This window comes from Amphritea sp., from assembly GCF_048266285.1.
Taxonomy (GTDB): domain Bacteria; phylum Pseudomonadota; class Gammaproteobacteria; order Pseudomonadales; family Balneatricaceae; genus Amphritea.
The window spans coordinates 1-12,903 of record NZ_JBLWZV010000008.1; the positions used below are offsets into that span (position 1 = coordinate 1).

Genomic DNA, 12,903 nt, shown 5'->3' on the forward strand with positions numbered 1-12,903 from the left:
GCTCAGAACAGTTTGCTGCTTTGATTACCGCGCTTCATCGATGTGCTCAATTAAAGCTACCCGTTGCATTGGTTGGTGCAGGCTTGCCGCAGTTAAGGGGTTTAGCTGGTAACTCAAAATCCTACGCAGAGCGACTGTTTAACTACCCTGAGCTAGATTAGTAAAACGCAAGGGTACCCTTATTTTTCGGGGGGATTATCCTCACGCAGAAGCTTGATCTTCTGGTCGCTGAAGCAAAGCATCGGCGAAAAAAGGACTCTGCCCCCTTTAATTTGTTATACGTCTTTCTCTTCTTTCTCAAATAATCCTGAGTATTCAAAATCAATTTCTTCAAACTCTTCATTATTAAGTAAAGAATGCTCTACATCTAAATATATAGTTTTTGCTTTAGCCTTTAAACGATCTAATTTCTGAGAATCCATACCGCAAACAAATAGCTGTGACTGCTCTGGAAGCTCATCAATTAGTAAGGAAACGATACTCTCATAATGCTTTGCAGCTTGTTCATGTTGATTTGGAGTGTCAATAACAAGCGGGCTTAGAACATGATTGCCAAACTTATGAATAAGGTTGTACACGGTAAAGTAATAAGCAAGCATTGCTCTTGTTGATTCTGCGGCACCACCGCTTTCTGCAACTTTTGTGTGGTTCTCTGGCGACTTAATTGAGCTAGTGTTAACACCAAATGCTTTTAACTTGGAAAGATATCGTGGGAAGTACTCCTGAAAAGCCTCCTTAACTAGTTTTCTGCTTTCCTTCGATGCAGCTGTTCGGTCTTTAACCAATAACTTTTCATCTACATCTAGCTGATGTAAAGATTCGATTTTTAAACTTCGATTAGCCTCAACCTTCTTTCTTACTGATTTAGATGAAATAGCATCAAGAACAGAAGATAATGATCGATTAGTATCCTGTTCTGATGAGTACTTCTCATCTAGTTTGTCTATCTTCTCTCTCACCGACTTAAAGGCAGAGTCCTTAGCTAATATATTTTCTTCTAGGTGCACTAAATCGGATTGAAATCTTCTAATAATATCTTCAGCTTGATTTCTATCCTGAAATAATGAGAACCTATTCACTATCGAATTATCATGAACCACGCCGCATGTGGGGCATTCGATATCCTCATCTAAACATTCGGCAAATTCGTAGTCCGCAACAACATCCTCCAACGATTGTTTAGCTATGACAATTTGTGATTCTACATGAGCCTTTTCTGCCCGTAGGTTTGCAAGCTCTTCAAAAAGAATTTCTTGTTGAAAGTGTAGATCCATTATGTCAATACTTATTTCTTCTTCTATTTCATCTAGCTCTACTTCTTCGATAACTATGCCGCTATTTGCTGAAAACTCACCTACTACAGAAATTGCAGTGTCAAAACGGTCTATTTCTTTATTAGTTTCTGACATCTCAACTTTTTTTGAGCATATTTCTTTTGTTTTATCGAAATATTCTTTTCCAATCATTCCTGTATGGTAAGGTATTATGGTCTTTTTCCAGCTTGGGAACTGACCAAGATTATTGAAGCTAGACCAAGCATTCGCCCAACTTTGCTTTTGGTCTATATAAAATGGTAAGAAATAGTAGGCAGGTGGTGGTGTTACCACTTCATCTTTATCTCGTATAGCCAGCAAAGCGTCAAACTCCAACAAAGCCATGATCTCGACTGAGAAATCACCACCTGTTGCAGTGAATACTTTATATTTTCCTTCATGATTCTTAAGAATAAATCGGTTTCCATGCCTGGCAATTTGATAAGGCTTACCTTTAACCTCAAAATCCAAAATCACACGACAATCTAGCGATTTCCAGTTGTCATCAAACTGAGGCTCACATCCGAAGCACCAAAATATATTTTTTACTAGCGAAGATTTACCTACGCTATTTTTTTGTTTTGATAGTATTAAGTTGTAGCTCTTTGAGAAGTCGAATTGGGCCGCCTTCTTTGCTGTCTTGCTTAATATTGTCAGTCGATTGAAGTACATTCCTTTCATCAGCTCGCTCCCTTAAACTTCTTATTAATTTCTTATAATCGAACTTAATATCACTCATATTTCAACACCCTCTAAAAGTTCATATAAGAAAGCTCCTGTTATATCTTCTTGGCTTGGAAAAAAAACCAATGTTTTTTCGTTTAATTCTTTTTTCACATCAGCTTCTAGTGCGCGTGCATTAGTATGCTTTTTAGCATGATTTTTGATGCATCGGATAATATCATTTGAAACTTCTTTTACAATTAAATCCCTGCTTGCAATCTTTCTCGTATAGTATCTATTAAATCCCCTAACAATTTTTCTTCTAGCTAAAGAATTCAATGAATATTCATCGTTAAGGATTTGAATCATCTCAGAAACTATATTCTCATCTGGCTTGCGGCTAATATGCTGCTCGATAACATCAGATAATTGTCCACTTGTTATAGCTTTTCTTTTAAGAGCGTCATCCCAATTTTTATAGTCAAAACTATTCTCTCCTTTTCTGTTTAGATCTCGTATTACACACTCATATATAGAATTGGCATCGTATTTTAGTCCGGGCGCAATTTTGCTTATTAACGAGCTAATCTTCCCTTCAACAACAAAGTCAAAACCTTTTTCAGGTAAAGATGGTATAACAAAAGCTAGCTTAGGAATAAAACCTTCGATTCCAGATATATTTGATATGGCATCTTCTACCTTTTTAACTTCTTCATCGTTTAGCTCACCAGAGTCAATTACTTCAAAATTATATCCTTCTTTATGAATATTAAAGCTATAACCTCCAGTTGAGACAAAATTGACTTTAGATATTTTCTGAGAATATGACTTATCACAACAACTCTCAGCTAGCTTCGCAATTAAGGACTTAGACTCACCCTTGGACACGTTGGTCAGGCTATGAATTGTATGTCTCTTGGATGTTTCTTTAATTTGATTCAGTTCAAATGTTGTTTTGGTAACATCAAGTGAGTCCGCAATAGTAACGTCTTCGTGCTCTTCAATAAAAAGAGCAAACTCACTTCCAATCTCATGTTCATCCAAGATGCGGCAGAATGCCCAATGATACTGATAATTGTACTTTCGGAAAGTATCACTTCCTGACTTTTCCCTTTTCGGTTCAAGCCCCAGAGGGTTAGTTAGTTTCAAATTATCAAAATCCATTTCTAATCCTTTTCAATATTCACTAAAGCCGACCAAGCGTATAACTCGTAATAAAAAGGGAGCGTTAGCGAGTTCAACCCTGCTTTTTGTAGGCATTATTAATTGACTTGTTATCCCTTTTTCGATCGACTGAGGCTACTATTCTTTGTTCTTTTAGCGCGAGCGATAGTTAATTTTTTCCTTGTTAGGTCTTGGTACCTCTGAATATCTTTACTGTTCTTTGCATCATATCCATGGTTTCCAAGATTTCTTCTTACCGCTAAGTCTAAAATTCGAGAAGCATCCTCAAGGCAAGCAATCTGGCTGTCAATAACTTCTATATCTCTAGCCTTATGATATCTAGCAATAGCTTTTCTTAGTAAGCAAAACGACTGCGATCTACCCTTTCTTTCAGCCTCATCAATATATTTATCACCTTCATTTATATCTTTGAGCCGATAACACGCTAACGCTAGGCCAACAATAGCATCACAATTGCTGGGATCTAGTTCAAAAGCTTTTTCTGACATTCTTTTTGCATATTCAAATTTATTGGCTTTATTCAGTAACAACCACGAAAACCTATCATGAAGTGAAGAATTAACTGGATCATCTTCGATCGCCAGTTCATACATTTCGACAGCATTTTCAACATCCCCTTTGTCAGCGTAAACCTTAGCCGATCTTGCATATTCGCTTCGAAATGCTTCTGCTATCCTATCCGTTTTATATTCCTTCTCTACTTTTTCACGCTCAGCTGAATATTGATCAATTTTAACTGCCAGTGATTGTATTCTCTCTTTATCGCTTGGATCGATTTTCCCAAACTGCTGGAGAAAAAAACGTCTTGCCAAATCTACAAGCTCGATAGTAAATGTTCGTCCATAATCTGTTAAAATAGCGAAGTGTGTTTCCTCTAAGCTAGATTGAAATTCAGTATTTTGTATCCCTACTTCCAAACACATCCTCCCTACGCTATTTTGGTCTATAGGACTGGATATGTTTACCAGAACAAAAAAAACTTCTTTTTGCAACTGATTCATTCTGGCCCAAGCATCTTCATAGAGAAATTCCAAAAGGTCTTCGCTAGTTTTTTTAAATAAATTTTCAATTGCCACATCTATCCCTAAATCGGAACGAGCTATATACTTCACTAATGCCTCTAAAAGAATTGGTTTATGCATTAACTGCATCGAAACTCTTCTTAATCTAGGTTCGCCAGCTTGCAATATTGGTATAGCCCTAAAATCTTTAGCCAGCCTCTTCATGAGATTCATTCCCTCATTCTCAGAAAGGCCTTCTATAACAATTGGCGTTGCTTCTATAAACTCTCTTCTTCGGGATGTAATAATCACTCTACCAACAAATTTACCAAGGATCTTTAAAAATTCACCGAGATCTCTTACTTCTTCTATGGTCGTTGCTAATGTCTCTGTATTGTCTATGACTAGCAAAATATCATCTCTTGATAATTTGTTTTCTTGTAAAACCCCTACTGCCTTGTTAATAAGTTGTCGACCAGAGACCGTATACCAATCTTTTTTTAGAATTGGATCAAAAAACCTCATAAGATCCCGGACACACTCGTCCATAATAGGAGAAATTCCAGTTAAATGAACTAGCCCTTCTTCTGTCCACCTGGTTGATTTGGCAGTGTGGTAGCTTATGACGGTAGGCAGAGGTTCATTGAAATCTAACTGGCTTTCTAAAAACTGATTCAACATTTCCAGAACAAGGGTTGTTTTACCATATCCTCCGTCACCAAAAACTAAGCAGTATCTTGAATCTTCATCATCAACCCATTCTTTTAAGCGTCCCAACTCTTTTTTTCTTCCTTCGAAAGTATCTGTCTGGCGAACAGGTATATTATGAAAAAAAGAATAAGTTTTATTTTTTGATACTATTTCCGTTAGCTCATACCGTCCAATTGACTTCAAGCCAGTTGAATTAAATATATTATTTTCTGGAAGTTCGATAGTAAATTCTTTCGCATTATTTTTAGACAACAACTGCCCGTTAATCTTCCAAATACCTTTTTTTACTCGTACACTGATAATTACTATCGGACTACCATTTGAAATTATCGGTGTTTCAATTAAAATATTTTCAAATTTATCCAGAGAATTCAATGTATTTGAATTATTGATTGTAGGTAATATTTTTGAAAAAACGCTTAAGCAATCAACTAAAATACTCTCTGTCGTGCTTGCCCACTCATTCGTAATTTTTTTATCTAATACACCATGAGCAGGTCTTTTATTCCTAAACTCCACCCATTCAACAAGCTGTCTTGAAAGAGGTATTGACACTTGACTCGTGCTTTCAAACCAGCCCATTAAAAAATCTTTAGAAAAATATCCCCTAATTACAGCTGTCAATGCGTCAAGAATCTGTAGCGGAATTCCATCTGTAGGTTTGCAAAACCTATCTGTATGCTCAGAGAGTGCGACATCATCACTTGGTGTTAATGCCTTTGTTATTTCAAACGTCACAACAACCGATGACTGAAGAAGAGATCTCAATATCGATGTTAAAAACGTCAATCTTTCGCTTTTATTTTCTATATTTCTAGCTATTTCTAGCTGGTCTTTAAATAGTTTTTTCATTAAATAATCCGAACATAATATATAAAAGTGATATCTCGTTACTTCCGATAGGACATAAAATTTTAATCATAAGCATGCGTGTTTTGTCGACTTCAATAATTCGACATATTTTTAAGGAAGAGTTGATTAGAAAGAAAAAATCCATTTCCTTATTTAACTTCTTCCTTGTTAGATAAGCATGCGTATTTTCACAAATAACGGTGCGCCTGTTATTTTATACAGGGTTTCCATAATCCATTTAACCTACAGCTTAGCCAATTTTTTAACACGGGTAAACCGCGCATTAAATCGTACAAAACGAGCATCGTTTTCTGCAAAACTAGAAGACACTGTTTATTTAACCATAATTATGTAGGTATCACATGGAGGGTTCTTTATGCCTAAACACAGAAAGGCCGCAGATAGCGGCCTTTAGTTTCCAACTTGAATTGTTGTTATCAACAAAATATATCGTGCTTGTCACACTAATGAGTCACAAACTATATTACGCTCACAATCTTCATTAAATCAGTCACAAACTATATTGAAGGTTGACAACTATTTCAATCTTCCATATAGGTTTCAATACTTGGGCAAGAACAGATGAAGTTCCGGTCGCCATAGACATTGTCGATACGGTTGCTGGTTGGCCAGAACTTACTCTCGCGGGCTGAACGGCTTGGGAATACCGCTTCTTCACGGGTGTAAGGACGATCCCACTCAGCAGCCATAATATCCGCTTGTGTGTGGGGTGCACGACACAGTGGATTGTTATCGGCAGGCCATTCACCGCTCTGCACTTTCTCGATTTCCGCTTTAATCTGGATCATCGCCTCGATAAAGCGATCTAGCTCTACCTTGGATTCAGATTCAGTCGGTTCGATCATCAAGGTGCCCGGCACTGGGAAGGACATTGTAGGCGCATGGAAACCGTAATCCATCAGACGCTTAGAGATATCCTCTTCTGTTACGCCTGAAGCTTCCTTCAACGGACGGATATCAATAATGCACTCATGGGCGACTTTGTTGTTGCGTCCACGGTAGAGCACTGGGTAGTGCGCCGACAGTTTTTCCGCCATGTAGTTAGCATTCAAAATCGCCACCTGAGTAGAACGTTTCAGGCCGGATTTACCCAACATTTTGTTGTACATCCAAGTGATTGGCAGAATTGATGCCGAACCATAAGGGGTTGCTGCTACCGCGCCGTTTTCTGGGTTCAATCCTGCCACTGGGCTCACCTTATGGCTCGCCAAGAAGGGTGCTAAATGACTCTTAACACCGATAGGACCCATACCTGGGCCGCCGCCACCGTGAGGGATAGCAAAGGTTTTGTGCAGGTTAAGGTGGGACACATCAGAACCGATCACGCCGGGTTTAGAGATACCCACCTGCGCGTTCATGTTGGCGCCATCCATATATACCTGACCACCGTTTTTGTGGATGATCTCGCAGATTTCGACGATATCTTCTTCATACACACCATGGGTGGATGGGTAGGTAATCATCAAGCAAGACAGGTCATCTTTATGTTGCTCTGCCTTAGCGCGCAGATCCGCAACATCGACATTACCCTTCTCATCACAACGGGTGACGATGATTTTCAGATCGGCCATTGCAGCAGAGGCCGGGTTAGTACCGTGTGCCGATGATGGGATCAGGCAGATATTACGATCCCCTTCACCGATAAACGCTTGGTATTTACGAATCGCCAGCAAGCCAGCATATTCACCGGAAGCACCGGAGTTTGGCTGCAGTGAAACCGCATCATAACCGGTAATCTCCACCAACTGCTCTTCTAATGAAGAGAGCATTTTGTGGTAGCCCTGCACCTGATCAGCCGGTGCAAAGGGGTGAATATTGGAGAACTCAGGCCAGGTCACCGGAATCATCTCGGCGGTAGCGTTCAGCTTCATGGTGCAAGAACCCAGCGGAATCATGCCGTGTACGAGCGAGTAATCTTTATTCTCCAATCTCTTCATGTAGCGCAGCATATCAGTTTCGCTGTGATAGCTGTTGAAGGTTGGGTGGGTCAGGATCGCATCGCTACGACGCATCTCAGCCGTAATACCGGTTGCGGCACCGGCCACAATCTCAGCATCCAGATCAGCGACACTCAAGCCGTGACCAGCACCAAGTACCACATCAAACAGATCGGCAACATCGGCAGGACGAGTCGTTTCATCCAGTGCGATACCCAGCTTGTCAGCCGCGATTTGACGCAGGTTACAACCGGCATCCAGCGCACGCTGATAAACGTCAGCAGCGGTTTCTGGCAAGGTCAGTGTCAGGGTATCGAAATAGGTATCATTAACCGCTATGCCTTTAGCTTTCAGGCCGTTAGCCAGAATCGCCGTCAGACGGTGGACTCGCTCAGCAATGGTTTTTAAGCCATCAGGACCGTGATAAACACAGAAGAACGATGCCATATTGGCCAGCAACGCCTGTGCAGTACAGATGTTAGAGGTCGCTTTCTCACGACGGATATGCTGCTCACGGGTTTGCATCGCCATGCGTAAGGCTTGGTTACCGTTGGCATCGATAGAGACGCCGATAATACGGCCTGGCACAGAACGTTTCAGTTTTTCACTGGCAGCAAAGAAGGCCGCGTGTGGGCCACCAAAGCCCATCGGTACACCAAAACGCTGAGACGAGCCCAGTACGACATCAGCACCCAGCTCACCAGGCGATTTAAGCAATACCAGCGCCAATGGGTCAGCGGCAACGGAGACCATCGCTTTCTGCGCTTTAGCGTTTTCAATCAGTGTTTTGATATCGGTGATATCGCCATAGGTGCTTGGGTATTGTAGCTGCACACCAAACACATCATGCTTTTCAAGATCGGTGACAGGGTTGCCAACGACAATCTCAAAGCCGAAATAAACAGCACGGGTTTTAATCACGTCGATGGTTTGTGGGTGAACATCATCCGCCACAAAATACACATCGGTTTTCTTACGATTAGAGCGTTTGCACAGCGTCATCGCTTCAGCGGCCGCGGTGGCTTCATCCAGCAGGGAAGCATTCGCCAGATCCATACCGGTAAGATCCATCACCACTTGCTGATAGTTCAGCAGTGCTTCAAGACGTCCCTGCGAGATCTCAGGCTGGTAAGGTGTGTACGCGGTGTACCAGCCCGGATTTTCAAATACGTTACGTAAAATAACGTTTGGCACTTGGGTGTTGTGATAGCCCATGCCGATATAAGAGCGATTAACTTTGTTCTGATCAGCCAGGCTGCGCAGCAATGCCAACGCATCAGCTTCTGATACGGAATCTTCCATTGCCAGTGCATCATCCAGACGGATTGAATCCGGCACTGTCTGTGTCATCAGCTCTTCGATAGAACCAACACCCAAATCAGCTAGCATTGCTGCCGTCTGATCGGCATCTGGGCCAATATGTCGACGCGTAAAGTCAGTCGTCTGCTGAAGCTCACTTAAAGCAGAGACAGGAGTAGAATTATCAGTAGCCATACAATAACCTGTTTAAACTGATCAGCCGGGTTAACGCCTGATCTGAAATCAAAGGGGTGCGAGATGATAATCATCACCTCGCGTTGCGAAAAGATCTGACCGGGGGACACGATAGCCATTATCTCACACGATAATCCTGCACAACAATCGGCTACAGGCAAATCATCCAAGAAAGGCTATCCTGCAGATCAACTCTCTTCAGCAATCGTTGCTGCATAAGCATCCGCATCCAGTAATGCTTCTACTTCAGCCGCATCAGCCAGTTTAATCTTAACGATCCAACCACCCTCGTAAGGCTCGCTATTCACTAACTCAGGCTCGTCTTCCAACGCTTCGTTAATGGCGATAACTTCACCCGCAATCGGTGCATAGATATCAGACGCCGCTTTTACTGATTCAACTAGAGAGAACTCTTCACCGGCAGTCACTTCACGACCGACTTCTGGCAGTTCAACAAACACCACATCACCCAGCAGATCCTGTGCATGATCTGAGATACCCATCGTGACCGTTCCATCACCGTTATCCAGAACCCACTCATGGCTGGACGCAAAGCGGTAATTAGTTGGAATGTTCATAGTCGTATTTCCCATATAATTTAGATCGGTAGCCCGACCGTTACAGTGAATATCAATACCGTTGTTTCGGTGTTACTTATACAGTGGAAAGCGTTTACACAGGGTTTCAACCTGCGCCTTAACGGCCGCTTCCACCGCTGAATTATCATCCGGATTAGCCACCAGACCATCGAGAACGTCGTTGATCAAATTGCCAATCAGGCGGAACTCTTCGGTGCCAAAGCCCCGTGTGGTGCCAGCCGGCGTACCCAGACGGATACCCGATGTCACCATAGGTTTTTCTGGATCGAATGGAATACCATTTTTGTTACAGGTAATGCCGGCACGTTCTAGCGCCGCATCAACCACGTTGCCGGTGAGTCCTTTAGGTCGCAGATCCACCAGCATCAGGTGAGTATCGGTGCCACCGGTCACAATGTCGCAACCGCGTTCAACCATCACACCGGCGAGCGCTTTAGCGTTATCCACAACCTGCTGGATATAGGTTTTAAACTCAGGACGCAGCGCTTCACCGAAGGCAACCGCTTTAGCCGCGATCACATGCATCAGTGGGCCACCCTGCAAACCAGGGAAAACCGCTGAGTTAATCTTTTTGCCGATCTCAAGGTTATTGGTGAGAATCATACCGCCGCGAGGTCCGCGCAGGGTTTTATGGGTCGTCGTTGTCACCACATCCGCATGAGGTAATGGGCTAGGATGTAATCCTGTTGCCACCAAACCCGCAATGTGAGCCATATCGACAAACAGATAGGCACCGACTTTATCGGCGATTTCACGGAAACGGGAAAAATCAATTTCACGAGGGATCGCAGAGCCACCGGCAATAATCATTTTTGGCTGACACTCAACCGCCAACGCTTCAACGGCATCATAATCGATCCGGTTGTCGGTTTTAGACACACCATACTGCACCGCATTAAACCACTTACCCGACAGTGCAGGACGAGCACCGTGAGTCAAATGGCCACCGGCATCCAGTGACATACCCAATACGGTATCACCCGGTTGCAGTAGCGCCAGCATCACCGCGCCATTGGCCTGTGCGCCAGAATGCGGCTGTACGTTGGCAAATTCACAGTTGAACAACTGCTTCGCCCGCTCAATCGCCAAACCTTCGGCTTTATCGACATATTCACAGCCGCCGTAATAACGACGACCCGGATAGCCTTCGGCGTATTTGTTGGTCAGTACCGTGCCCTGAGCCTGCATCACCGCTTTGGAAACGATGTTTTCCGAAGCGATCAGCTCAATCTGATGTTCTTGACGGTTAAACTCTTCATTCACCGCAGCCATAATCTCGGCATCACGTGCGGCTAAATCCTGAGTAAAAAATGCTTCGCTTACAGCGTCACCACGATACAGTTCAGTATTATTCATATTGTTCTTCTCTGTTGGTCTTCGGGAAGTCTGTTAATCAAATCGCTTTTTGGACAGAGCCATCGCCCGTCATTTATTTCTCTAGTACCAGATCTCAAGTGCTTAGCAGGCAACCACATTGACCGCCAAGCCCCCCTGCGAGGTTTCTTTGTACTTGTCTTGCATATCGACACCGGTCTGGCGCATCGTTTCGATCACTGAATCCAGTGACACATGATGTTTACCATCGCCACGCATCGCCAAACGGGCCGCGTTGATCGCTTTCACCGCGCCCATAGTGTTGCGTTCGATACAGGGCACCTGCACCAAGCCTTCAATTGGATCGCAGGTGAGTCCTAGGTTATGTTCCATGCCGATTTCAGCGGCATTTTCGACCTGTTCTATCGTGCCGCCCATCACCGCACAGAGTGCACCGGCGGCCATCGAACAGGCCACACCGATCTCACCCTGACAGCCGACTTCCGCGGCCGAGATAGAGGCATTCTTCTTATACAACATGCCGATCGCTGCGGCGGTGGCGAGAAAATCGAAGATGCCCTGCTCGCTAGAGCCATGTACAAAACGGTCGTAATAGGCCAACACCGCCGGGATCACCCCAGCTGCACCATTCGTGGGAGCCGTCACCACTCTGCCACCCGCAGCGTTTTCTTCATTCACGGCGATGGCGAATAGATTGATCCAATCCATCACCGTTAGCTGATCTTTAAAGGAGGCTTCGGGGCTACTGCGTAACTCTTCATAGAGTTCATTAGCGCGACGTTTAATCCCCAAACCACCGGGCAAGTTACCCTTCTGTACACAGCCACGTTGAATACAGCCTTCCATCACTTGCCAAATATGACGTAGCCCGGCGCGGGTTTTATCTTCACTGCGCCAAACCTTTTCGTTTTGCATCATAATTTGCGCCACGCTCAAGCCGCTTTCTTTACACAGCTTTAACAACTCGACGCCGTTATTGAAGTCGTAGGGCAGCACCACATCATCGGCCTGTGCCGGGGACTGGCTTGCCTCAGCATCACTGAGTACAAAGCCCCCGCCTACGGAATAAAAAATGGCGTCATGCAGTATAATACCCGCTGCATCAAACGCCTGAAAACGCATGCCATTAGGATGTTTCGGCAATGTCTGGGCAAAGTGGAACAGCAGCTCGGTGTCAGGCGAGAAACGAATCTGTCGCTGCCCTGCCAGCATCAACTGCCCGGTTTGCTTAATCTGTTCAACCAACACCGGCACACTATCCGGATCGACCTGATCAGGTGTTTCACCTAATAGTCCGACCATCACGGCCACATCGGTTGAATGCCCTTTGCCGGTCATCGCCAGCGAGCCATACAGCCCTACTTTCAGCTGTTCAACCTGTGTTAGTTGATCACGCTGGGTCAGCTCATCCAGAAACCGGTTAGCGGCAACCATCGGTCCCACGGTATGTGAACTAGAGGGGCCAACGCCTACTTTAAAGAGATCAAATATACTTAAAGACACTGTCTCGTTGCTCCCACGTGGTCATCCACGCTGCTTATTTTGCGGCGCTAGGCCAACATGCTGACCGAATACCCTAATGAAAGACTCAACTTAAACGTAACCGCTTAACCTAAGGCTTCATCATAAAATCGGTTTAGCTACTTATTTTTGTTATGAGTGCTTGATAAGCGTTTTTATTAAGTGCGCTAGCAAAAGCGCTGATAAACGTTTCATCAAGAACTGGATCGAAGGTTAGCAGCGAGATTTCCCAAAATCAACAAAAAGTTTCCTATAGGAAATATATTCCACA

General features: G+C 43.7%; 7 protein-coding genes. All 7 read right to left on the minus strand.

What is annotated here, in order from left to right; all coding sequences use genetic code 11:
- Window positions 1-275: 275 nt before the first annotated feature.
- Complete coding sequence (locus ACN0T0_RS10890; RefSeq protein WP_417225970.1) at window positions 276-1,994, minus strand: hypothetical protein; 1,719 nt, start codon at window positions 1,992-1,994, stop codon at window positions 276-278.
- A 54-nt stretch (window positions 1,995-2,048) separates the two neighbouring features.
- Complete coding sequence (locus ACN0T0_RS10895; protein ID WP_417225971.1) at window positions 2,049-3,140, minus strand: DUF4297 domain-containing protein; 1,092 nt, start codon at window positions 3,138-3,140, stop codon at window positions 2,049-2,051.
- A 110-nt stretch (window positions 3,141-3,250) separates the two neighbouring features.
- A complete protein-coding gene (locus tag ACN0T0_RS10900; protein WP_417225973.1) occupies window positions 3,251-5,725 on the minus strand; it encodes a tetratricopeptide repeat protein in 2,475 nt (824 codons plus the stop codon).
- 542 nt (window positions 5,726-6,267) lie between these two features.
- Window positions 6,268-9,177: an aminomethyl-transferring glycine dehydrogenase gene (gene gcvP, locus ACN0T0_RS10905; protein ID WP_417225975.1), complete on the minus strand. Its 2,910-nt coding sequence runs from the start codon at window positions 9,175-9,177 to the stop codon at window positions 6,268-6,270.
- Between the two features lie 188 nt (window positions 9,178-9,365).
- Window positions 9,366-9,755, minus strand: coding sequence for a glycine cleavage system protein GcvH (gcvH, locus tag ACN0T0_RS10910; RefSeq protein WP_417225977.1), 390 nt, complete (start codon window positions 9,753-9,755; stop codon window positions 9,366-9,368).
- Between the two features lie 72 nt (window positions 9,756-9,827).
- On the minus strand, window positions 9,828-11,132 hold the full coding sequence (glyA, locus tag ACN0T0_RS10915) for a serine hydroxymethyltransferase (RefSeq protein ID WP_417225979.1): 1,305 nt from the start codon (window positions 11,130-11,132) through the stop codon (window positions 9,828-9,830).
- 102 nt (window positions 11,133-11,234) lie between these two features.
- Window positions 11,235-12,614, minus strand: a complete 1,380-nt coding sequence (locus ACN0T0_RS10920; protein ID WP_417225981.1) for an L-serine ammonia-lyase — start codon at window positions 12,612-12,614, stop codon at window positions 11,235-11,237.
- Between the last annotated feature and the right edge of the window lie 289 nt (window positions 12,615-12,903).

What these genes read in the sequence shown, in the direction of transcription:
- ACN0T0_RS10890 (WP_417225970.1), bottom strand. Translation starts at nt 1,994, where the DNA reads ATGAAAGGAATGTACTTCAATCGACTGACAATATTAAGCAAGACAGCA.
- ACN0T0_RS10895 (WP_417225971.1), bottom strand. Translation starts at nt 3,140, where the DNA reads ATGGATTTTGATAATTTGAAACTAACTAACCCTCTGGGGCTTGAACCG.
- ACN0T0_RS10900 (WP_417225973.1), bottom strand. Translation starts at nt 5,725, where the DNA reads ATGAAAAAACTATTTAAAGACCAGCTAGAAATAGCTAGAAATATAGAA.
- gcvP (WP_417225975.1), bottom strand. Translation starts at nt 9,177, where the DNA reads ATGGCTACTGATAATTCTACTCCTGTCTCTGCTTTAAGTGAGCTTCAG.
- gcvH (WP_417225977.1), bottom strand. Translation starts at nt 9,755, where the DNA reads ATGAACATTCCAACTAATTACCGCTTTGCGTCCAGCCATGAGTGGGTT.
- glyA (WP_417225979.1), bottom strand. Translation starts at nt 11,132, where the DNA reads ATGAATAATACTGAACTGTATCGTGGTGACGCTGTAAGCGAAGCATTT.